The sequence below is a fragment of the Clostridium sp. genome, assembly GCF_050717545.1.
Lineage (GTDB): Bacteria > Bacillota > Clostridia > Clostridiales > Clostridiaceae > Clostridium_AD.
Window position 1 is genome coordinate 1 of the sequence record NZ_JBOITN010000037.1, and the last position, 23,967, is coordinate 23,967.

Here is a 23,967-nt window from a genome sequence, read left to right on the forward strand (position 1 = left end):
ACATATTATAATAATTATAGGTATCAATGGAACTTAAAAAAAATGACTCCTGTGAAATACAGAAATCATCTTTTAGCTTCCTAACACTCTTTTTTATATTGTCCTTGACATAGGTACCAGTTTATTTATGCTACTTTTTTTTATTACTATTAACTTATACCTGTTATTTCAACTTTTACAATCTTATTAATATCATTTTAAGCTATTATAAATACTAGCTAGATTTTCTGACATACTTTCTATATACGTCTTATTATCTTCATTAATTTCTATTGTATATAACTTTTGCACTTTAGCACCTGCATTAGTTGCAAGACTCTTTGATACTCTTGGGCTTGCAAGTTCCTCCATAAAAATAACTTTTATTTTATTTTTTTTACATAACTCTACCATCTTAGCAAAATCTTGCGGAGCAGGCTCTCCCCCTGAAAATACACCCTCTACACTCTTTTGGTTTAATCCAAAATCTCTGCACAAATACCCAAAGGCAGCATGGCCTGTAACAAAATTCTTATTTGTTACACCCGCAAATTTTCCTTTGTATTCATCATAAAGCTTATCCAGCTTACCCGAGAATTCCTGAAAGTTTTTCTCATAAAACGCTTGGTTTGGCTTATCAACCTTTATTAATCCATCTTTTATATTTTTAGTTTGAATTTTTGCTTCTTTTAAACTAAGCCATATATGTGGATCATATTGACCATGCTTGCCTAATGCTTCCCCTTCATTTTTTATGGGAGTTATGCCAGTTGATGAATCTACTACAACTAAATTCTTATCGTCTATAGCCGTTAACGTTTTATCTACCCAGGATTCCATTCCGAATCCACTATAGACAAACAAATTAGCTTTAGTTATATTTCCCATATCTTTAATCTTAGGTTCAAAATCATGTGGTTCAACGCCCCCTGGTACTACTGTTGTTACTTCAATTTTATCTTTGCCAACAGCCTGGGCAAATTCCTTTAATGGATTAAATGAAACTATAACTTGTAATTTTTCGTTTTCATCCTTTTGTTTTGCGTCAGTTGTAGAGTTTGAGCACCCAACTAATGTACCTATAACACATGTTAATAAAATAATACTAATAATTTTTTTCAATATTTTACACTCCTTTAGACTATTAACTGAATATCTAACTTATATTTTTAATATGATTACCGTTGTTGCAAATCACTTGCATTTACGTTTATACTATACCATATATTTGAAGTTTGTCAAGACTTAAGTACCTCAAACTATTTTAATCATTGTCATCACAAAACTCTAATCGCACAAAAAAAGTATGTATTATAATAATACATACTTTTTCACCCATAAAAGATTATGAAAATATAAAAATTAAGTTTCTAGATTTCCATTATTATTGGTATAATTATAGGTCTTCTCTTAGTTTTTATATATAAAAACTGACCTAAAGCATTTCTAATGCTAGATTTTATTACTGCCCATTCTTTGATCTTATTATCTAAGCACTGTTCAAGCTCTTTTCTAACAATGTCCCTTGCCTCATTAATAAGTTCATTGGATTCCTTCATATATACAAAACCTCTAGTGATTATATCTGGTCCTGCAACTATAGTATAAGTTTCTCTTTGAATAGTAACTACCACAGTAAGAATACCCTCTTCAGCCAAATGTTTTCTATCTCTAAGTACGATATTTCCAACATCTCCTACTCCAAGACCATCTACCATTATAGCTCCTGTTTGTACTTTTCCAGCAAACTTACATTCACTTGGAGATACTTCTAATATTTGACCAGTTTCTCCAATAAAAATTCTTTCAGGATCCATCCCTAATTTCTCTGCAAGTAATGCATGTTGTTTAAGGTGTCTATATTCACCATGTACTGGCATAAAGTATTTAGGCTTAACTAATGTATGCATTAATTTTAACTCTTCTTGGCATGCATGCCCAGAAACGTGAATTTCTTCTGTAGTATTATATATTACATTAGCTCCCTTTTTAAACAGTTCATTTATTACATTATATATAAATTTTTCATTTCCTGGAATAGGAGATGCAGATAATATAATTAAATCACCTTTTTGTATTTGAATACTTCTATGTGTTGATGATGCCATTCTTGTTAATGCAGCTAGTGGTTCACCTTGGCTACCAGTAGTTACTATTGTTACCTTATCATCTGGGTAATTACGAAGTTCTGCAACTGTAATTAGATGCTCTGGTTCTATATGCAAATAACCTAGTTTTATTGCCACATCAGATATTCTTTCCATACTTCTTCCACTGAATGCTATCTTTCTTCCATTAGCAATAGCAGAATTTGCAATTTGTTGTATTCTATGAATATTTGATGCAAATGAAGCTACTATTATTCTACCTTTAGCCTTAAAAAATATTTTATTTAAGGTTTCTCCGATTACTTTCTCAGATATAGTAAATCCAGGACGTTCTACATTAGTACTATCCGCCATTAGAAGTAATACTCCTTGACCACCTAATTTTGCAAATCGCTCTAAATCTATAACTTCACCATCAATTGGGGTATAATCTACTTTAAAATCTCCTGTGTGTATGATTCTTCCAATAGGAGTATGAACACAAAGTGAGCATGCATCCGCAATACTATGACTAACTCTTATAAATTCTACGCTAATTTTGTCTAATTTTACAATGTCACCAGCTGAAACTACATTTAAAGTGCAATCTGCTAGTATTCCATGTTCTTCAAGCTTGTTTTCTACAAGTCCAAGTGTTAAACGAGTTCCGTATACAGGAATATTAATTTCCTTTAAAACATAAGGTAATGCTCCTATATGATCTTCATGACCATGTGTTAGAAAAATTCCTTTTATTCTATCTTTGTTTTCTAAAAGATAAGTTATATCTGGAATTACTAAATCCACTCCATACATATCTACATCCGGGAATGAAATTCCACAATCTATAATAATAGTTTCATCTTTATATTCTATTGCAGTAATATTCTTTCCAATTTCTCCAAGTCCACCTATTGGTATAACTCTAATTTTATTTTTTCCTTTATTTCTATAATTATTATTCAATTTCTACCTGATTCCTAAATAATAGGCAATTTTTATATCCTATATTTTCGTTGTGTCGACTAAACATAATGGCAACTTAACAAAATTTAAGCATTTAGTTTAGTATTATTATATTAAATCATCTCCTACTGAGCTGAAACAGCTTTGAAAAAGATGCGAACAACTCCGTAGGAGATGCGAACAGCTCCAAAGGAGATGCGAACAGCTCCAAAGGAGATGAATTGACGACTTCATAAAGAGACTTACTCCTTTGTAGTTCTCTAGAGTAGATAACAATTTTCAATTGTTATCTACTCACTTATAGAAGTGGGAGACTTTCCTTCTAAAATGTCGTTAAATGTAATATAACTTACTTATGCCAAATATTTTCTTTCTGCTTGTTAACCATAAATCAGGTTTTTCACCTACCTTTTCTTTTATATTTTTGTAACATTAATCTACATAATTAGCTTAAGATATCTTTTTAGAGACAATAGTTTGTCTTTCCTATATCTAAATATAGCTAACTTACCTATATCAATCATCTACTTTGTAGCTTATCATCTACTTTGTAACTGATCATAATTCATGTTTTTTATCTTCTCAAGATTGTGAATGTCTTTATTTTTTTAGTAATTCTTTCTCCCTTCTTCAAGTATTTTCTAATTACTTATATTTAAAGTGCTGCTATTTAAATAAACATCACTTTGTTTTTTACTATATATATTATATGTTATATATTTTTATGTTTTAAGAAAATTTAAATTAATAAAATGTTTGTAGTTTCCTAATAAATACAATAAGTAAGATTGCTTTTTCTCTAATCAAATATAATTATACCATATATATTTGAATATAATCAAACATTATGTAAAAAGGTTCAAAAGTAATCGCTTAACCTCGCAATATAACCCATTATAGTTATGTGACCTTATTTAATAATACTAAACTTATTATTATCATGTCTATTATGGTATATTTTATTCATTCTATATTAAATCATCCAAGAATGAATTCGTTATCACTTATAGTTTATCATTAATGGTGTAAAAAAAGAAGGGCCAGAATGGTATTACTACCACCCCAGTTCCCCGCTCAAATCAATCTCATTGTTTTCTATTCTTTTCTTTAAATCCTTAATCTTTTCTTCTATAATCTTTGCAACTTTTATAAATTCCGCGTCAGATTTTCCAGTAGGGTCGTCAAGTCCCCAATCTTCTTCATGCCTATGTGCCACAATGGGGCAAACTACATTACATCCCATTTTCACAACAATATCAGTTTCTGGTATATCATCTATTAACTTTGATGATTGAGTTTCATTCATATCTAAGTTGTATAAATCTTTTATTATTCTCACAGCATCTTGGTTAATTTGAGGTTTAGTCTGCGTCCCTGCTGAATAAGAATCGAACTGGGCTGCTCCTATCATCTTTCCTAACGCTTCTGCCATCTGTGACCTGCAAGAATTGTGAACACATATAAATGCCACCTTTGGTTTCATATCACCATTCTCCTCTACACTTTATATTATTATTAATCATCTCCTTCGGAGCTGTCATCTCCTTCGGAGCTGTCATCTCATGGCGAGCTGATAACTAATCATTTAAATCTATTTGTTCTCCAGTAACTTTATAAACAGTGGATTCACAAATATTTGTTGTATGATCAGCAATCCTTTCCAGGAATTTACATACAAACAAAAGCTGACTAGCTTGCAGTGCTGTTTTAGCATCAAGCTTAATTACGGCAAGCAGCTCATCAAAGACTTCCTTATATATAACATCAATTTCATCATCCATTTTACAGGTACTATATGCTTTTTCAACACTTCCCTCAACATAGGCATCAATAGATAGCATAATCATTTTCTTTGCAATGTCTGCCATTATAGGGATATGTGTTAGCTGAGTAATATATGTTTCATTTTTAAGTCTTAAAGCTATTTTAGCTATATCAACTGCATGGTCCGCTATTCTCTCTATATCTGTTACTATCTTAGTTGTAGTAAATATTGTTCTTAAATCATTCGCTAGTGGCTGCTGAGTTGCAATTAATTTAATACACTGGTCTTCTATATCTCTTTGAAGATCATCCACCAAATCATCATTCTTAATTACTTTTTCTGCCATTTCGCAATCTTGATTAATTAATGCCTCTATACACTCGAATATTTGCTTTTCTGCAATACTTCCCATAGTTAATAGATCATGATGAACTTGTTGTAGCCCTATATCGAAAGACGCTCTTGTCATATTCCACTCTCCTTTAGAAATCTAGTCTAGCATACGTTAAACTAGATATATCTCTAATATTATATTTATTAAATTATCTCATTGGTCAATGAATGTCCTAAATATTTTAACCGAATCTTCCTGTTATATAATCCTCTGTTCTTTTGTCCCTAGGTTTGTAGAATATCTCTTCGGTCTTGCCACACTCAACAACTTCACCATTAAGGAAAAATGCAGTTTGATCGGATATTCTGCCTGCCTGCTGCATATTATGAGTAACTATTATAACAGTATACTTAGTTTTTAATACATCCAGTAATTCTTCAATGCTAGCTGTTGATATTGGATCTAATGCTGAAGTAGGTTCATCCATAAGAATAACTTCTGGTTCTACAGCGAGCACTCTAGCTATACATATTCTTTGTTGTTGCCCACCAGATAGACCCATTGCACTTGTTTTAAGTCTATCCTTAACTTCGCTCCATACTGCAGCCCCTTTAAGACTTTTCTCAACAATTTCATCTAACTTAGTTTTATTTTTAATTCCATGTATTCTTGGCCCATAGGCTATATTGTCATAAATAGACATAGGAAATGGATTAGGTTTTTGAAAAACCATTCCTACCTTTTTCCTGAGTTCTATTATATTACACTCGTCGTAAATATTATTACCCTCATATATAACTTGACCTTCAGTTTTTACATTATCTATTAAGTCATTCATCCTGTTAAGAGTTCTTAAAAATGTTGACTTACCACAGCCAGAAGGCCCTATAAGCGCTGTAACTTCATTTTTGTTTATATCAAGGTTAATATTTTTTAATGCTTGAGTGCTACCATAAAACAAATTAAGATTTTTAATTTGTATAATACTCATGTAATTCCCTCCTATATCATTTCTTAGAGTTTATTGTTTTTCTAAAAAATCTCTAAATTTTGAATTGTTGTAGTAATTTTCGTAAATCTTCACCTTGGTTTGCTTGACTCTCATGCCCTACCACAATGTAATCCATAGCTTTTGAAGTTTCTGATACACTTGCCGCTATCTGATTAGAACTACCAGTAACTTCTAAAAGCAATTCTAAAACTGATTTAATTGATGTGTCTGTTTTTCCAATAATAGTTTTCATATCTGTTGTGCTTTCTACTAAATAATTAGAAAAGTTATCCATATATTCTGAGTCCTTTTGATAATGACTGCCCATATCAAGCATTAAATCATAATCTTTAGTAATTTCATTATCAATAAACTCTAATATTTCATTAGAACTTTGACCAATATAAGCAAATGCTTCCTCAACTAAAACAACCGTATTTTTAATATCGCTTGTTGCATTTGTTGATGATGTTGCAAGCTTTCCAATTTCCTTCGCAACTACCGCAAACCCTTTTCCTTGTTCTCCTGCTCTAGCTGCTTCTATTGAAGCATTTAATGATAACAGTTTAGTTTGTTTTGATATGTTATCAATTAGATCTGACATAACTTTAATTTTTTTAACCACTTTACCATTTTCTATTGCCTTTAAAATATTTGCTTGCTTTTCAATGTAAATAGAGTTTACCATTTTTTTCGCCTCAAGTGTTTTACTCTTAACATTTATAGCTCTTTCTTTTATTTCCTTAGAAATACTACTTGTAGCAACTGCCTTATCATATACTAGCATAATTGATGAAAGTATGTCTTGTGATAAATCACTTATGTCAGTTACAGCTATGTTTATGTCATTTATCCCGGAATTAATTTTATAGGTTGATCCATTTACTGTTTGAATATCAGCCGATATCTCCTGGGTGCTATTATAAATATCACGGCTATATGTATTGTTTTTATTAACTTGATCGGTTATACTTACCACTAGCTTTTTCGTATTTTCACAGGCTTTATTTAGCGATTTGGATAAAATTCCAACTTCATCATTTGAGTTTATATCTATAAACTTTGTTAAGTTGCCCTCACTTAAATTCTCAGCAAAATCTACGCTTTTATTTAAACCATTAGCTATTAAAGAACTAATTAAAATGCCTAGTAAAATAGCAATAACAAATCCGCTTACTGTTATTATTAATATAGTTATAACCGACTTAATAAATAAATTTTCATTATCCAAGTTAGTTAACTTAGCACTTTCTTCATTAGCTATTATTAAATTTTGAAGGCTATTATCTAAATTACTTGATACTGCACTAAATGCTTGAAATGAGTCATCTACCTCATCAAATTTGTTCTGACTAATCAAATCAAGCAGTCCAACAATTAATTTAGTGCAAGTGTCGTTTATAGAATTTAACTCTGTATTATTTTTTACTTCTTTATTTGTAATGTTTACCTCATTGTACTTTAATAAAAGTTTATTGTTTTTTTCTAAGACTTCATTAACTTTCTCGATTTTAACCTGAGACACTGTGGCATTTTTCTTTAATAAGATTACTTCCAAATCTCCTTGAATATTAATAACATTCTTTTGGATTTGACCAAGTGTTTGTATGGACACTAAATTATGATTATATATTTGCTGGCTTCCCTTATTAATAGCCTTCATGCTGTTATAACTAGATATACCCACCATACTTATATATAGTGATATTGCCACAAAACATATAAGTAACTTACTTCTAACCTTTAGGTTAAGAAATCTTTTCGTAACAGATAACTTCCTTAAATTGTTTAGTCGCTTTCTACTAAAAATCTTCTTTAGATCGCGGAATCTTCTTTTGTTAAATAACTTCTTTAAGTTAAAGAATCTTTTCATAACAAATAACTCCTCAAAATTTTATTTGTTCCATAATTATATTAATATCTTTTTCTAGTTATAATTCTTGCTGTAACATTTAAGAATAAAACCATAATTATTAGAACAAGTGCCGCGCCCCAAGCTTTTTCTATCCAGTCAGCGTATGGAGATTTAGCATACTGAAAAATTTGTGCTGGAAGAGATGCTATAGGCTCACTTAAACTGCTTGACCAATATAGGTTACCAAAAGCAGTTAATAGGAGTGGCGCCGTTTCTCCAGCTGCTCTTGCAACTGCAAGCATTACTCCGGTTACTATACCTTTCATAGCTGTTGGAATAACTATTTTAATAATAGTTTTCCATTTACCTACACCAAGCGCATATGAACCTTCTCTATATTCGTTTGGAACTAGTTTTAAAACACCTTCAGTAGAACGCACTACAATAGGAATCAAAAGAATTGACAGTGCCATACCACCTGACATAGCAGAGAACCCCCCAAAAGGCTCAACAAATGCAATATATGCAAATATACCTACAACCACGGATGGTATACCTAAAAGTATATCAACTATAAATCTAACAAGTTCAGAAAATCTACCTTTAGGTTCATATTCGTTTAGGTATATAGCTGTCATAATACCTATTGGTAATCCAACTACTGACGCAACCCCTACTAGAATTAGAGTTCCAAGTATAGCATTTCCTATTCCCCCACCTACATCTCCAGCAGGAGTCGGAAGCGATGTTAAAAATTCCCAGTTTATAACTCTGTACCCTTTATAAATTATATAACTAAGTATACTCACTAATGGAATTAATGCTAATATCGTTAATAAAACAATTACAATATGCATAAAATCATTAAATATTTTTCTTGATTTTATATTTGTACTTGGCATAATATCACTCCCTTCTCTAAACTTTATCCATTTTACGAACAAAGAACCTTGCTATTGCATTAAGTATAAATGTTACTAAGAATAGAAGTAATCCTATTTCTATCAATGATGAGTAATAAACCGCACCAGTGGCTTCATTAAATTCATTGGCAATTACTGCCGCCATGGAATGTCCAGGTGCAAATAATGAAAGGTTAATCTCTGCTCTGTTACCTATAACCATGGTAACAGCCATAGTCTCTCCAAGAGCCCTACCGAGTCCCATTATTACTGCCCCAAGTATTCCCTGTTTAGCATAAGGTAATACTACGCGCCATATCATTTCCCATTTAGTTGATCCAAGAGCCAGAGATCCAGCTTTTAAGTCCTCTGGAACAGTTTCGATAATATCAACAACTAGTGCTGCAATTATTGGAATAATCATAATCGCTAAAATTAAACCCGCCGTTAACATTCCAAGACCTATAGGTGCTCCTGAGAAAAGCGGAAACCATCCCAAAACATCACTTACAGGTTTTTGGAAATAATCTCTTATAAAAGGTATAAAAATAAATAATCCCCATAACCCATATAAAATACTTGGGATACTGGCTAAAATTTGCACCATGAAAGATATTATTGTACTAACCCACTTATTTGATATTTCCGTTAAAAATATCCCTATACCTATACTTATTGGTGTTGCTATTACGACTGCAATAATTGAAGACACAATTGTACCATATATAAAAGGAAGTGCTCCAAACAACTCTTGCACCGGATCCCATTCAGTACTTGTAATAAAAGAAAATCCGAATTTTTTAATAGACAATTTAGATTGAACTAACAATGCAATTACCATCCATACCATTAAAACTACAATAATTACTGCGAAAAATAAAGTTATATTCTTAAACATTTTGTCTAAAAAATTTTGACTCATTTTACTAGGTTTTTGATTACTATTTTTTACGATTTTATTTTCTGCCATGGGTTTACTCTCCTTCACACGATTCTAGAAAACTACATAAACCCAAAGTGGCAAACCTTTTTTAATTAGTTTTTAACCACTTTGGGTTGATGTTTATATTACTTATAATTTATACTTAGACCAATTACTTAATAGTAGCTATATTTTCTTCGTTAAGTTTGATAATAGCATCTGGTAATTTTCCGTAATATAAATCATTTGAATATTCTTGTCCATCAGTATTTGCCCATTTTATTAAATCTACAATTACTTTTTTCTTATCAGCATCAGCATATGTTGTATTAGCAAGTATCCAAGCAAATCCTACGATACCATATGATGTGTCGCCTGATTTTTCAACTAATGACACTTTTGTATCTTTTGGCATGTCTACTGCTGCAGCTTCAGCTGCAAGAGTTGCTGCTTCTAATGATGGTGCAACAAACTTTCCATCTTTATTTCTTAATTCTGCAAAAGTTATTTTATTTACAGTTGCATATGCAAGTTCTGTATATCCTATTGAACCAGGTGTTTGTTTAACTTGACCAGATACGCCTTCATTTCCTTTAGCGCCAATTCCTGCTGGAAATTTAACAGCTTTTCCTTGTCCAACTTTTTCTTTCCACTCTGGTGATACAGTAGTTAAATAGTCTGTAAATATAGATGTTGTCCCACTTGAATCAGAACGATATACAGGTGTTATAGCTAAATCTGGAAGTGTAACATCTTTATTATCAGCTTTTATTTTAGCATCATTCCATTTTTTAATGTTTCCAAGATAAATTTGAGTTAAAGTTTCTTGAGTAAGTTTTAATCCCTTATCAACACCTTCAACATTATAGATTACAGCTACTGCACCTACTGTTATAGGTATATGGATAACACCGTTTTTTACCACTTTCTCATCTTCCGCTTTCATAAATGCATCTGAAGCTGCGAAATCAACTGTTTCTGCTACAAGTTGTTTAATACCAGCACCAGATCCTATTGATTGATAGTTAACTTTTACATTTGGGTTAAGTTTATTATATTCGGAGAACATTTTTGTGAATAGTGGATTAACAAATGAAGATCCACCAGCATTTATCATATATTCCTTAGCTCCTGTTGCTGTTTCAGTAGGTGTTTCTGTTTTAGGTTCTGCAGGTTTAGCAGCGCACCCAGCTAAAGTTCCAGTTAAAGTTGCAAGTACAGTAGCTGCTACAATAAATTTTTTAATATTTTTTATCATTGTTAATATTCCCCCTATTTCCATTCTTTTTTTATGTTCTTTTTTATTTTCTTATTTACTTTCTTAACCACATTACTATATTAGTATACATTCGGTTTGTTTAGTTTATATTAATTCAATGTTAAGTGTATGTTAAGTTATATAAACTTTCATAAATAGTATCTTACAATAGTATTTAAATTATTCTAAATATTTGAATTCGCTTCTATATAAATATATAAAAAACACCTCGATTTTAAATATCTAAATATTTTAAATCAAGGTGTTAATATTTTTTTTATTGCAGATAATTTATTTAATACTTCAGCTCCTCAGCAGATGATCTAATCGTTAAAAATAATTCTCTTTTCAAATAGACCGCCTTGCTTTGTATAATGTAAAACATATTCTTTGTCGTAAACATTTTGTATATCTAATTTTACAATTCCTTTTGTTTTTAACACTAATTTTATTTTATTAAAATCGTCAAGGTCTTGGTCTTCTAGCATAGTATATATAAGTTTTCGTGAATACATAGACCAGTTCTCTAAAAGTTCATCAAGTGGTGTGTTTACATCTATATTCATTTATTGTTCCTCCTTGTATAATATAATTTATATTGTTATAACAATTATATATTTTTTCTTGTCCGCCTCTATTATATATAATTCACTATATATAATCAACTTACATTGCAAATAGATTTGATATTTTAAGAGTTATTTGTTATAATACATTTTTTTTACCTTGCTAATACTATTATAATCATTTATAAGTATTAACACTTTTTGAAAAACAAAACATTTATTTAATATTATGTATTTAAAAATCAAATAATTAATCATTTGGCAACAGTTTTTCTCCTGCTATTTTAATACCTATTGCCCCAAGTGGTGCTGTGACAATTATAGATAGTACTGCAATTGCAAGTATTACCTCTCCAGATTTCACTCCAGCCGCTAGTGGTACTGCTCCCATAGCTGCCTGAACTGTGGCTTTAGGGATATAAGAAATAACGCAAAATAACCTCTCTTTTGCATTTAAGTTAGTACCCCCTAATGATATTAGAACCCCTATGCTTCTGGCCAGAAGCCCCAACATAATAATTATTATCCCTAAAAACCCTGATTTAGCGGCAACATGTATATTAACCTGAGCTCCTACTAATACAAATAGTAGGATTTCTGCAATTACCCAGACCTTATTTAGTTTGAGCGACATTCTATTAGCTACTTTAGCATATTTCTCGAGTAATATAAACCCAATAGTCATTACCCCTAGCAAACTTGCAATAGGTATTATATCTTTTAAAATGTCCTCAATTCCTGTTAAAATTATTGCAACAGCAATTAATATTAAAGTTTTTTTAGTATCCCTCATGTGATATTTTTTAAATACCATGGTTAATACAATCCCACAAATAGCACCAATTCCAATTCCAACGAGAATAGATATAGGAATATCTAGTATTTTCATTGGAATGTTTACATTGCTGCCACCATATAACCCTAAGAAAGTTGAAAATATGGTTATTGCAAACACATCATCAATGGAAGCTCCCGCTAGAATTATCGTTGGTATTCCTTTTTTTTCTCCCATCCCTTTGGATATAAAATTAAGCATAAGCGGTACAACTACTGCTGGAGAAACTGCCGCTATTATAAAGCCCAGCATCCCAGCCTCTATCTTAGACATTCCAAGCATATAGCTTGCAACAAACATAATCGTAAATCCTTCCAATATCCCTGGTACACAACTCATTTTCATAGCTGGTACACCTACCTTATTCAATGTATCTCTTTTTATTCCAAGTCCCGCTCTTAATAAAATAATAATAAGTGCAATCTTTCTTAAATCTGGTGAAATAGTAAGTATCTCTGGACTTATTATATTTAATACATAAGGTCCGAGTATTACTCCTAAAATTAACATTCCAAGAAGTCCTGGAAGTTTTAACTTTTCAAATAATTGATTACACAATAATCCTAAAATAATTATAATTGCTAAACTAATTGCCATATTGTAACTCCTCCTGATTATTGTAATTTTTTACAAAACAAAAGACTCCTACTTAGAATAAACCACTAAGTAGGAGTCATTAATTACAAATTTGTAATAGTTAAGGTGAACTCCATCACCTATATTATATTTTAATTATACACTAATAATATCTCAAATCAATAGTGTTCCAAAATATAACTTTTAATTTAAATCTCCATTATTATTGGTATTATCATTGGCCTTCTCTTTGTTTTTATATATAAAAACTCAGATAAAGAATTTTTTATTCTGGATTTTATTACTGACCACTCTTTAATTTCACTTTCCATACATTCGTTCAACTGCTTTGTCACAATATCTCTAGCCTCATAAATAAGTGCATTGGACTCTTTCATATATACAAATCCTCTAGTTATTATATCTGGTCCTGCTAGTATACTAAAAGTTTCTCTTTTAATAGTAACGACCACAGTAACAATGCCTTCCTCAGCTAAATGTTTTCTATCTCGAAGTACTACATTCCCAACGTCTCCTACCCCAAGACCATCTACCATTATAGCCCCAGTTTTAACTTTTCCAACTAGATTACATTCCTTTTGCGTTACCTCGAGTATCTGACCAGTTTCGCCAATAAAAATATTTTGCGGATCCATTCCAAGTTTCTCTGCTAATTGTGCATGTTGCATTAAGTGTCTATATTCACCATGCACTGGCATAAAGAATTTAGGTTTTACTAGCGTATGCATTAATTTTAAATCTTCTTGACATGCATGACCTGAAACATGAATATCTTCTGTAGTATTATATATTACATTAGCTCCCCTTTTAAATAACTCATTTATAACATTATATATCGCTTTCTCATTTCCTGGAATTGGAGATGCAGATAAAATAATCAAATCGTCATTTTGTATTTGAATGTTTCTATGAGTTCCAAAAGCCATTCTTGTGAGTGCTGCAAGCTGCTCACCTTGACTGCCCGTAGTTATTATAGTTACCTTATTATCTGGGTAATTACTAAGTTCTGATACAGTGATTATATTATCCTCAGCTATATCCAAATATCCAAGTTCAATAGCAATCGCTGAGATTCTCTCCATACTTCTTCCACTAAAAGCTATTTTTCTCCCATTTAAAATTGCAGCATTCGCAATTAGTTGTACTCTATGTATATTAGATGCAAATGTAGCGACTATAATTCTATTTTTAACATTGAAAAATAGTTCATTTAAAGTTTCACCAACTACTTTTTCAGATATATTAATTCCAGTACGCTCTACATTTGTGCTATCACACATTAGTAGTAACACTCCTTGATTACCTAGTTTTGCAAATCGTTCAAGATCTATTATTTTCCCATCAACTGGAGTAAAATCTATCTTAAAATCTCCCGATTCTATAACTCTACCAATAGGCGTATGTATACAAATAGCGCAAGCATCCGCTATACTATGTCCAACTCTTATAAATTCTACGCTTAGCATATCTAACTTTATAATATCACCAGATTTAACTATATTTAAGTCGCAGCCCTCTATCATACCATGTTCCTGTAACTTATTTTCTACAATTCCAAGCGTGAACTCAGTCCCATAGACTGGAACATTAATTTGTTTTAAAACATATGGTAATGCACCAATATGATCTTCATGTCCATGAGTTAGAAATATCCCCTTTACCTTATTTTTGTTTTCTACTAGATAAGTCACATCAGGAATAACTAAATCCACTCCATACATATCTGCATCCGGGAAACTTATTCCACAATCAATGACAACAATTTCATCTTTATATTCTATAACAGTGATATTTTTCCCAATTTCTCCAAGTCCACCTAGCGGGATAATTTTAATTTTATTTCTAACCTTTTTTTTATAATTATTATTCATTTTTTACCTCCATTATATTTTTGCAACTATTCTATTTTAACCTCTTATATATATATATCTTAATTGCATTATATTTTAATTCTATTATATTTTTTCTCCCTGCTTTAGTTTTTCCACAATTACGTACAGATCAATTTTATTAACTCTCCAATTGCGACCAATTTTAAAAGCTTACATCTTTCTATCTTATACTTTCATTATATATATTAAATTGTTTATAATCAAGTTTCATTATAATTATATTAGTTAGTAAAAAACTTCTACCTAGCGCAATTCACTAAATAGAAGTCCTTAAATAGAAGTCTTTAGGTTCAATACTTTTAGTGCCCTATTTCTCTATCTAATCCACCTGGTTTATTAAACATTGCAACCTGATCTATAATGCTCATACTATCTGTGTTAGCACCTACTATAAACACTTTTATTCCCATTTTATGATATTTAAGAACAACTTTATCTATTGCATTAACCGCTGAATGGTCCCATATATGAGAATTTGAAAAATCAATATTAACAATTTTCTTGTTTTTATCATACTTAAAAGCATTTACAAAATATTTTGCCGATGCAAAAAATAATTGCCCATGGACCTTATATACACTTTCACTATTTTCCTTATCTATTGTATATTCTATTTTAATTTTAGCAATATTTGAAACAAAGAACATACAGCTTAATACTACACCAACAAAAACACCAATAGCAAGGTTGTGTGTATATATTACTGTTGCCACTGTAACTAACATTACTACAGTATCTAATTTGGGAACTCTACTAATAGTTTTTATTGAGTTCCAATCAAATGTACTTATTGAAACCATAATCATAACAGCCACTAGTGCTGCGAGTGGTATTTTAACTACAAAACCATTTAAAACAATTATTAGAAACATTAAAAATACTCCTGCTGTTAATGATGATAATCTAGTTCTTCCACCAGATTTAACATTGATAACCGATTGCCCTATCATAGCGCAAGCAGCCAATCCCCCAAATAATCCAACAACTATATTACCTATACCTTGTGCCATACATTCTCGCATTTTATTACTGCGAGTTTGCGTCATTCCATCAACAATTTCTGCTGTTAATAATGTCTCAATGAGTCCTACAAAAGCTAAAGATATGGAATATGGAAGTATAATCTTTAATGTACTAAGTGACAAAATTACATTAGGAAATAATAGACTAGGTAACTTATTCGTTATTGTACCCATATCCCCTACTGTTCTAACACCGCTTCCAGTAAAAATAGCTATAGCGCTTATGACTACAATAGCAACTAGAGATGATGGAACAGCCTTTGTAATCCGTGGTAATAAATATATTACGACAAGTCCTCCTACAACCATGGCATACATTGTCCAATTTTCTCCTTTAAAGGATGGCATTTGAGCCATAAATATTAATATTCCTAGTGCATTAACAAAACCAATCATCACAGGATGAGGAATAAATTTCATTAAACTATCTACTTTTATAATTCCCAGAATAATTTGTATTATTCCTGCAAGTATTGTTGCAAGCAGCATATACTCTATACCGTATGCTTTAAATAATCCTGCAAGTACAAGTGCCATTGCTCCAGTAGCTGCTGAAATCATTCCCATTCTGCCACCTAAAATCGCAGTAACAATTGCCATACATACAGCTCCATATATTCCCACCATAGGATCAACTCCAGCAACAATTGAAAATCCTATTGCTTCTGGAATAAGTGCCAATGCTACAACTACTCCTGACATAATGTCTTTGTTAACATTTGACATCCATTCATGTTTAAGTCTTTTTTTAATAATTAACGCCTCACTTTTCATAATTTTATTTTAAATTTAAATCTTATTTCAATCATATAAAAGCAACTAGCTGCTCTGCTAGTGTATTCGTAGATGTTAAGACGACAATTATGATTATATATGAATATTGTGTTAAATACAATATATTTGCTATTGGCAAAATAGATAATCACCAAACCAACCTATAATAGGTTAGTTTGGTGATTAATAAATTCTTATTCTAATAATTCATTTAACTTATTGCCGCGAATCTCATCTCTCCAATCATTTTTATTATCTTATTTTTAATTGTTTTTTATTTTTGTATCTATTTTATTTATAACGGCAGCTATTATAAACATATCAATATTCAATCTCGCATATGTTCTAATGTCATCTTTATTTAGCCACTCTTTTGGGAAACCAACCCGTGGTTTTGTTTGCTATCCTTACAAGCATAAGCATTATTGGTACTTCAGTTAATACTCCTACGACTGTAGCTAGTGCTGCCGGAGAATCCATACCAAATAGCGAAATGGCAACCGCAACTGCAAGTTCAAAAAAGTTTGATGCTCCAATCATCGCAGCAGGCGCTGCTATATCATGTGGTAGTCTTAGCTTTTTACATGTTAAATATGCTATAGCGAAAATTAAACATGTTTGAATAGTTAGTGGAACAGCAATAAGCAAAATATGCAATGGATTGTTTAAAATAGTTTCACCTTGGAATGAGAATAGTAGTACTAACATAGTTTACATGCATTGAGTTTTTCCTTATCACTATTATAAAAATGCAATTGTTTTAACTGCTTTGTTAAATAAGCAAATAAGTCTCCATTTTTCTCTATAAAGTTACTATCTATTTTGTAATATGTCCATTGTGCTTTTTTGTAGCTAGCGAGTATTCCGCACCTTCTAAGAGCTGTTAAATGCCTTGAAACATTTGACTGTGTCATATTTAAACAATCCTCGATTTCACACACACACATTTCTCCTTGTAAAACTAGTGCCAGTATGCGAAGTCTATTTTCCTCTGCTAATGCTTTAAATATATCAACCACTATTTTCGCCTCCTATCCATACTTTTATATATTTATACTTTCGTATTTTTATATCACTACATACTCCTATACTCATATAGTATGTTATATAAAATTTAATGTTCCTTCATCTGATGTTATTAATTGTATATGCTCATATACTTGTATATGCTCATATACTCATATTCTAAACCCCATGAAAGATATTGTTAATAGCTACTCTTAACATAGGGGCCTTCTCATAAATTTATATCCTCTGTATTTATAAAGTTATTTAATCACCATTCATTCCACATGCCTCTGAACTAGAAACTATTTTATAACATCGCCTTCCAAAAGATGGCTTGTATCATTTAAAGTCTCTATTTTAGCATTAAAATCCTCATCAAAAATAATTTTACTAACAGAGGTATTGCCTAACATGATTTTGTGATACATAGTCATTTTAAGGTCAAAAATGCCTATTAGCCCTGCTTTAATAATTCCACTATGAGCTACTATAATAATACTATGTCCAATATGCCTTTGTGCAATTTCTAATATCGCCTTATGTGCCCTAAGGCTCGCTTTTTTAAGACTTAAATCACCACCACATAATGGTCCATTTATTTCATCAGTTCTCCATTCAATTACCTTTTTCGGAAAATTAGATTCAATTTCTTTTATAGTAAGGCCTTCCCATTCGCCAAAATTTATTTCTCTTAAGTCTTCTGCAATTCCAATATCCTTATTGCTACCTTCACTAATTATTTCCGCTGTTTTATTAGCTCTCTTTAGTGGACTTGAGTAAATAAAATCAAACTTGTTGTTAAATTTTTTACTTAGATTTTCTGCTTGATAAATGCCCTCATTAGATAGTTCTATATCACTACATCCTTGAAATTTTCCTAAAGCATTCCAACCAGTTTCACCATGTCTTACGAGTGTTATTGTTGTATTCATTATTATTCACATCCTATTAATATTATAAGTTTAATTATCTTCGTCGAAGCTACAATATTAATAATAACATACTATATAGCTTATTAATTAAGCTATATAGATATTTCACTTACTTATCTAAATTTTTAATATAAGATTTCATCTTATCTATATTCATGGCACCTATAAATTTAGAAATAATATTTCCATCTTCATCTATGAAATATGAGGTTGGAATCGATGATATCTCATATTTTGCTGCTACGCTTTGATCGGAATCTAAAAGCACTTTGAAAGTATATTTATTTTCGCTAGTAAAAGACTTGACCTCACTTAAAGGTTCTCCTATATCCACAGCAACTATAACCAAATCCGTATCTTTTGTTTCTTCATATAATTTCTGAATTTCAGGCATTTCACTTTTGCAAGGTGGACACCAAGTTGCCCAAAAGTTAAGAAATACTTTTTTACCTTTTAAATCACTTAAAGTCAATTCTTTCCCATCAAGATCCTTTAATTTAAAATCAGGAGCTTTGGTTTTTATAACATTAGGTTTTATTACACTAGGCTCTTTAATCATATTATTTTCAACGTTGCTATTTTGCAATGAATTTTCAGCAGCTGCTTTATCTTTAGCATTATTATAATTTTTTATAGTATAAATGGATACCCCTACAAGCGCTACACATGCTATTGTTATACCTATAAGCATTTTTGATGATTTTTTCATAATTATTCACTCCTCGTAATTTAAAAATTTATAAAGTTCCCATACCGACTTAAGATTGCTAATTTATTAGTGAAAATAACAACGCCCATTATTATCATTAAAACTCCACTTATTGTGGAAATTATAGGCAGGTACTTGGAAAGCTTTCTAAATTGTTTAGTAAAACTTTCTATAGCTACTGCAGTTAAAATAAATGGAACAGCAAGTCCAAGGGAATACATTATAAGAAGCAAAACTCCTTTACCTATAGAATCCATGCTTGTAGCATAAATGAGTATTGATGATAATATAGGACCAATACAAGGAGTCCAACCGGTAGCAAATGCCATTCCCATTATTATTGAGCTAAATGGACCTTTAATTTTATCAAAAGACAAAAATCTTTTCTCACGATAAAATAATTTCACTTTAAACACCCCTAGGGTATGCAGCCCAAAAACAATAATAATAACTCCACCGATCTTTCTAAACAAATCCTTATATGTTATTAGTAGTTTCCCTAGAGATGTGATAGATATTCCCATTAGAATAAAAATTATAGAAAACCCTAATACAAAACCCAAAGCTCTATATAAAGTTAAAAGTTTTGTTTTGTTTTCCTTTAATTCTTCTATAGAAGCACCAGTTAAATAGCTTATATACGCGGGCATTAGCGGGAGAACACAAGGAGATAAAAATGATAGAAGCCCTGCAGAAAAAGCAAGCAATATGGGTATATTATCCAAATTAAATCACCTCCAAATTTATTATATAAACGCAATGTAACTTTTCAAAGTAGACTCTATTTTCAAAAGCTTTATATACCTACTATGGGTATACATTATCAAACAAAATTGTGTATTGCAAGAAATATTTATGAACTAAATAATATATGCACATACCGACATCTTTATCCATAAAATTTCTTAAATTTATGTTTGACATTATCTATTATCAGATGTAAAATTTCATATAGCAAATAAATAAAACGGAGGTAAAATTTTATGAAATTAGCAATACCTAATAATGGTAGCCTGGTAAATCAACATTTTGGAATGAGCAAAAGTTTTGTTATTGCAACTATAGAGGACAAAAAAATTCAAAACATTGAAGAAATATCTGCAGCAGAACTTTCACATCAACATCAAGGTTTGGCAGATTTGCTTAAAAATAGCGGTGCAACAGTAGTTATTACTGGTGGAATTGGCGGTGGAGCAATTAGCGGTCTTGAGCAAAACGGCCTCCAAGTAATAAAAGGAGCCTCTGGAGAATACAAAGATGTAATTCAGGAATATATTAATGGATCACTAGAAAACAAAGATGTAACTTGTAATCATACAGGAGAACATCATCATCAATAAAAGTTAGTGCACTCAGTATAAAGTTTCTCCTGCGTTGCACCAAATAAGAGTTTAAAACGTGAAATTCCATTAAGAAATTCTAATCTTTTGCAAATATAAAATTCCCTATCGCTCACATTCGGCGTGCGCCGGTTCGCTAGCCTTCCTTCCAGTCAGGCTCACGAGAATTTTATATTTTCAAAAGAAGAATTTTAAATGGAATTTCAATGTTTCTGCTCTTCTTATTTGGTGCCACTCGCGGAGAAATTCATACTATATCATATTTACGCTAAGATGCATCCAGTATGGAATGAATATACGGAAATAATAAAAAAAAGAACCTGTTTCAAAATAGAGATTTCTATTTTGAGACAGGTTCTTTTAAACAATTCTATAGTTTTTCAGCATTTTTATAAATAATATCAACTTCATCTTTGGAAACAAGTGCTGATAATAAATATGCAATTATTATTATTCCTGGAATATCAATTAGAAGTCTTGTAATTGCAAACTTACTTCCAAGAGCTGATATTTCAAACAATAACATTGGAATCTTAGTAGTAGACCAAGCTCCTATAAAGATAAGTATGTTGGTAAATTTTACTCCCTTTTTCATGAAAACCGCAGCTACTGGGAATGCTCCATAAAGTGGACCCGCTGCTGCTGACCCTATAATAATTGAAAGTATTATCCCTTTAAGACCCGATCCTTCCCCCATATATTTTATCATCATTTCTCTTGGAACCCATATATCAAGCAGTCCAAGTAGCACGAAAACTGGTGGTATAACTAAGGCCATTTCCTTAAAACTATATGCAGCAATACTAAAAGATTTCATTCCTAAATCATAATTAAATATCGTTATAATACCTACTGCTATTATCATTGCAATAAAGTATTTATATCTATTAAATGATTTTTTCATACACTTAAACCACCTTTCCAATGATATATGCTACTAGAAATGAAAATATAAAAGCAAATACATTTCTAAATAATGTTAATCTTTTTCCAAAATATTTAACTTCCACAGGTATAGTAACAACTCCTACCATCATTAATGCTGAAATAAAAGCACCTATTTGCATATACCCTGCTCCATTTTGTAGTAACATTGCAGCAGTGGGGAATGCAATAAATCCAGGAATTAAAGTTATAGCTCCAACGATTGCCGCAATTACAACCCCTAGCCATCCTGAATTATTTCCAATAACCTTAGATATTAGTTGTGCATTGAAAACTGCTAGTAAAATCCCAACAAACATAATAACAGTAAGGAATTCAGGCAAAATATTTTCAAACGCCTTCCAAGCTTTTTTAAGTGCCATTTTTGTTTTTTTCTTATTTTTATAATAGGAAAAAAGCAACAATAAAATTGTTAACCCATACAAAATAAAATTGCTCATTCAATGCCCCCCCCAAAATCTAATTATAATTTATCCTTTTTATAAATACTTCTTAATTTCCTGTGTCGTTGGAACTCTTCCCATAATCTTAACTTTTTCATCCACTACTAGAGCTGGTGTTTTCATAACTCCATAGGCCATAATTTGTTTGAAATCAGTAACTTTTTCTATAGTTGCCTCAATTCCTAATTCCTCTACTGCCTTTCTTGTGTTTTCCTCTAGTTTTTTGCAACTTGAACATCCTGAACCTAAAACTTTAATTATCATAATATAACCTCCAAATTTTTTTTTATTACTAAACATTCTTAAACTAACAAATATGAAAATGCATTAAATAGATATCCTATTATAACTATGCCTATTGCAACAATAGCCACAAATATAGTTAATAATTTAGGTTTAACGACTTTACTAAGCATAACTATTGATGGAAGTGAAAGTGCTGTTACTGCCATCATAAATGATAACACTGTACCAATTCCTACACCTTTACCAAATAATGCTTCTGCTATTGGTAATGTTCCAAATATATCGGCATACATTGGTATACCTACCACTGTTGCAAGTAATACTGCAAACGGATTATTATTTCCAACTACATTTTCTATTATAGATTGAGGTATCCAATTGTGAATTGCAGCGCCAATCCCAACCCCTATCAAAACATATAACCATACCTTATGAAATACATCTTTAACCTGCTCTTTTGAATATGATATTCTCTCATTTCTTGTAAGTTCAACTATTGGTGCGTCAACATTTTCTATTTCTTTAACAAAACCTTCTACATACTTTTCAAGCCCCAATTTATCTATAATAGTTCCACCAATAACTGCTAAAATTAGTCCTACAATTACATATGCTATGGCGATTTTAGCACCAAAGAAAGACATTAAAATTAATAATGATGCCAAATCTACAAGCGGCGAGGATATAAGAAAGGAAAAAGTTATTCCAAGGGGTAACCCCGCTGAGTTAAATCCTATAAATATTGGAATACTAGAACAACTACAAAATGGTGTTATTGTTCCAAGTAATGCCCCTAGTATATTTCCCTTAATCCCCTTAATGTTTCCAAGAAGTTTTTTTGTTCTTTCTGGTGGAAAGTAACTTTGAATATAAGATATAAAAAAAATAAGCACTGATAATAATATAAAAATCTTTATTGTGTCATAGATAAAAAAATGTAGGCTTCCACCTAGTCTCTCCTTAATTGATAAGCCAAATATCTTTTCTACAAATCCCTGAATGATATTTGAGAGCCAAGTCATTTTTAATATTTCATCATTTATCCAAGTAAATATCTGCGAAATTACATTCATAATTGCCACCTCCTTTTAATATAATTCTTAATTATTTCTACTGAATTTTCTACTAAATTAACCATTAGTTTTACATTTATTTTTAAACAGTTCTACATAATCATCATTTCTTTTAATCTTTTCCAAATCCCTTTGTATAACTTCGTAATTATCTGGGTTTAAGATTATTTTCTCTAGTATTTCTTTAAGAAGATTATTCTCCTTGTCAATGTAATAGTATATAAATTGTTCTCGCCTTTCATCTTTTACAAATCCCATATCTCGAAGTTTTCCTAAGTGCTTTGATATTTTTGGCTGACCCTCTTCTAATATCCCTTGTATTTGACATACACAAAGCTCTTTATGATATAGTAATACTAAAATTCTAAGCCTTGTTTCATCAGATAACACTTTAAATAAATTCATTAGTTTTTCCATTTCCTCCACATCCTTATCCTTTAATCATTACCTTCGGTGCTGCAATATTACACAAAAAATATTACATATACTCGTATGGGTATATAAGTATAGTATGCCTAATCTAATT

The 23,967-nt window shown here is 30.9% G+C and carries 24 protein-coding genes, 1 pseudogene and 1 riboswitch; of the genes and pseudogenes, 2 read left to right on the forward strand and 23 right to left on the reverse strand.

Going from position 1 to position 23,967, the window contains the following annotated elements; translation table 11 throughout:
- Positions 1–84, forward strand: an 84-nt coding sequence (locus tag ACREVX_RS12740; RefSeq protein WP_431544674.1) for an IS3 family transposase, incomplete at its 5' end; no start/stop codon positions are given.
- Positions 85–192: 108 nt separating this feature from the next.
- On the opposite strand, the gene ACREVX_RS12745 is transcribed toward ACREVX_RS12740, so the two are convergent.
- From ACREVX_RS12745 to ACREVX_RS12830, 18 genes and pseudogenes are all read right to left on the reverse strand, one after another.
- Positions 193–1,101: a metal ABC transporter solute-binding protein, Zn/Mn family gene (locus tag ACREVX_RS12745; protein ID WP_431544570.1), complete on the reverse strand. Its 909-nt coding sequence runs from the start codon at positions 1,099–1,101 to the stop codon at positions 193–195.
- A 248-nt stretch (positions 1,102–1,349) separates the two neighbouring features.
- Complete coding sequence (locus ACREVX_RS12750) at positions 1,350–3,032, reverse strand: ribonuclease J (protein ID WP_431544571.1); 1,683 nt, start codon at positions 3,030–3,032, stop codon at positions 1,350–1,352.
- Between the two features lie 1,054 nt (positions 3,033–4,086).
- The gene (locus tag ACREVX_RS12755) at positions 4,087–4,515 is read right to left on the reverse strand and encodes an arsenate reductase/protein-tyrosine-phosphatase family protein (protein ID WP_431544572.1); all 429 of its coding nucleotides are present in this window, start codon (positions 4,513–4,515) and stop codon (positions 4,087–4,089) included.
- 94 nt (positions 4,516–4,609) lie between these two features.
- Positions 4,610–5,266 carry a phosphate signaling complex protein PhoU gene (phoU, locus tag ACREVX_RS12760; RefSeq protein ID WP_431544573.1) on the reverse strand — a complete coding sequence of 219 codons (657 nt, stop codon included), beginning with the start codon at positions 5,264–5,266 and terminating at the stop codon, positions 4,610–4,612.
- 106 nt (positions 5,267–5,372) lie between these two features.
- Complete coding sequence (pstB, locus tag ACREVX_RS12765; protein WP_431544574.1) at positions 5,373–6,122, reverse strand: phosphate ABC transporter ATP-binding protein PstB; 750 nt, start codon at positions 6,120–6,122, stop codon at positions 5,373–5,375.
- A gap of 52 nt (positions 6,123–6,174) precedes the next feature.
- A complete protein-coding gene (locus tag ACREVX_RS12770; RefSeq protein WP_431544575.1) occupies positions 6,175–7,995 on the reverse strand; it encodes a methyl-accepting chemotaxis protein in 1,821 nt (606 codons plus the stop codon).
- A gap of 41 nt (positions 7,996–8,036) precedes the next feature.
- Complete coding sequence (gene pstA, locus ACREVX_RS12775) at positions 8,037–8,879, reverse strand: phosphate ABC transporter permease PstA (RefSeq protein ID WP_431544576.1); 843 nt, start codon at positions 8,877–8,879, stop codon at positions 8,037–8,039.
- A gap of 16 nt (positions 8,880–8,895) precedes the next feature.
- Positions 8,896–9,849, reverse strand: a complete 954-nt coding sequence (gene pstC / locus ACREVX_RS12780; RefSeq protein ID WP_431544577.1) for a phosphate ABC transporter permease subunit PstC — start codon at positions 9,847–9,849, stop codon at positions 8,896–8,898.
- Positions 9,850–9,973: 124 nt separating this feature from the next.
- Complete coding sequence (gene pstS / locus ACREVX_RS12785; RefSeq protein WP_431544578.1) at positions 9,974–11,059, reverse strand: phosphate ABC transporter substrate-binding protein PstS; 1,086 nt, start codon at positions 11,057–11,059, stop codon at positions 9,974–9,976.
- 323 nt (positions 11,060–11,382) lie between these two features.
- The gene (locus ACREVX_RS12790; RefSeq protein WP_431544579.1) at positions 11,383–11,625 is read right to left on the reverse strand and encodes a hypothetical protein; all 243 of its coding nucleotides are present in this window, start codon (positions 11,623–11,625) and stop codon (positions 11,383–11,385) included.
- Positions 11,626–11,875: 250 nt separating this feature from the next.
- Positions 11,876–13,057: a cation:proton antiporter gene (locus tag ACREVX_RS12795; protein ID WP_431544580.1), complete on the reverse strand. Its 1,182-nt coding sequence runs from the start codon at positions 13,055–13,057 to the stop codon at positions 11,876–11,878.
- Between the two features lie 63 nt (positions 13,058–13,120).
- A riboswitch (Fluoride riboswitch) is annotated at positions 13,121–13,186 on the reverse strand.
- Positions 13,187–13,245: 59 nt separating this feature from the next.
- The gene (locus ACREVX_RS12800) at positions 13,246–14,928 is read right to left on the reverse strand and encodes a ribonuclease J (protein WP_431544581.1); all 1,683 of its coding nucleotides are present in this window, start codon (positions 14,926–14,928) and stop codon (positions 13,246–13,248) included.
- A gap of 320 nt (positions 14,929–15,248) precedes the next feature.
- Positions 15,249–16,745 (reverse strand): SulP family inorganic anion transporter, encoded by a 1,497-nt coding sequence (locus ACREVX_RS12805; RefSeq protein ID WP_431544582.1) that lies wholly within the window; start codon positions 16,743–16,745, stop codon positions 15,249–15,251.
- A gap of 357 nt (positions 16,746–17,102) precedes the next feature.
- Positions 17,103–17,450 (reverse strand): annotated as a pseudogene (locus tag ACREVX_RS12810) (arsenic resistance protein); the annotation flags it as partial.
- The gene (locus ACREVX_RS12815) at positions 17,447–17,764 is read right to left on the reverse strand and encodes an ArsR/SmtB family transcription factor (protein WP_431544583.1); all 318 of its coding nucleotides are present in this window, start codon (positions 17,762–17,764) and stop codon (positions 17,447–17,449) included. The pseudogene ACREVX_RS12810 and the gene ACREVX_RS12815, both read right to left, overlap by 4 nt.
- Before the next feature lie 291 nt (positions 17,765–18,055).
- Positions 18,056–18,685 (reverse strand): histidine phosphatase family protein, encoded by a 630-nt coding sequence (locus tag ACREVX_RS12820; RefSeq protein ID WP_431544584.1) that lies wholly within the window; start codon positions 18,683–18,685, stop codon positions 18,056–18,058.
- A 109-nt stretch (positions 18,686–18,794) separates the two neighbouring features.
- On the reverse strand, positions 18,795–19,394 hold the full coding sequence (locus ACREVX_RS12825) for a TlpA family protein disulfide reductase (protein WP_431544585.1): 600 nt from the start codon (positions 19,392–19,394) through the stop codon (positions 18,795–18,797).
- Positions 19,395–19,414: 20 nt separating this feature from the next.
- A complete protein-coding gene (locus tag ACREVX_RS12830) occupies positions 19,415–20,119 on the reverse strand; it encodes a cytochrome c biogenesis CcdA family protein (protein ID WP_431544586.1) in 705 nt (234 codons plus the stop codon).
- A gap of 258 nt (positions 20,120–20,377) precedes the next feature.
- Here ACREVX_RS12830 and ACREVX_RS12835 point away from each other — a divergent pair, with 258 nt between their 5' ends.
- Complete coding sequence (locus tag ACREVX_RS12835) at positions 20,378–20,734, forward strand: NifB/NifX family molybdenum-iron cluster-binding protein (protein WP_431544587.1); 357 nt, start codon at positions 20,378–20,380, stop codon at positions 20,732–20,734.
- 370 nt (positions 20,735–21,104) lie between these two features.
- Here ACREVX_RS12835 and ACREVX_RS12840 read toward each other — a convergent pair whose 3' ends face one another.
- Genes ACREVX_RS12840 through ACREVX_RS12860 form a run of 5 tightly spaced genes read right to left on the reverse strand, consistent with a single transcriptional unit; the run spans position 21,105 to position 23,858 of the window.
- Complete coding sequence (locus tag ACREVX_RS12840) at positions 21,105–21,638, reverse strand: permease (RefSeq protein WP_431544588.1); 534 nt, start codon at positions 21,636–21,638, stop codon at positions 21,105–21,107.
- A gap of 4 nt (positions 21,639–21,642) precedes the next feature.
- Entirely contained in the window at positions 21,643–22,119 is a 477-nt protein-coding gene (locus tag ACREVX_RS12845) for a permease (RefSeq protein ID WP_431544589.1), read from the reverse strand.
- Between the two features lie 39 nt (positions 22,120–22,158).
- Positions 22,159–22,386 (reverse strand): thioredoxin family protein, encoded by a 228-nt coding sequence (locus tag ACREVX_RS12850; protein ID WP_431544590.1) that lies wholly within the window; start codon positions 22,384–22,386, stop codon positions 22,159–22,161.
- Between the two features lie 38 nt (positions 22,387–22,424).
- Positions 22,425–23,441: a permease gene (locus tag ACREVX_RS12855; protein WP_431544591.1), complete on the reverse strand. Its 1,017-nt coding sequence runs from the start codon at positions 23,439–23,441 to the stop codon at positions 22,425–22,427.
- A 57-nt stretch (positions 23,442–23,498) separates the two neighbouring features.
- The gene (locus ACREVX_RS12860) at positions 23,499–23,858 is read right to left on the reverse strand and encodes an ArsR/SmtB family transcription factor (protein WP_431544592.1); all 360 of its coding nucleotides are present in this window, start codon (positions 23,856–23,858) and stop codon (positions 23,499–23,501) included.
- Positions 23,859–23,967: the final 109 nt, after the last annotated feature.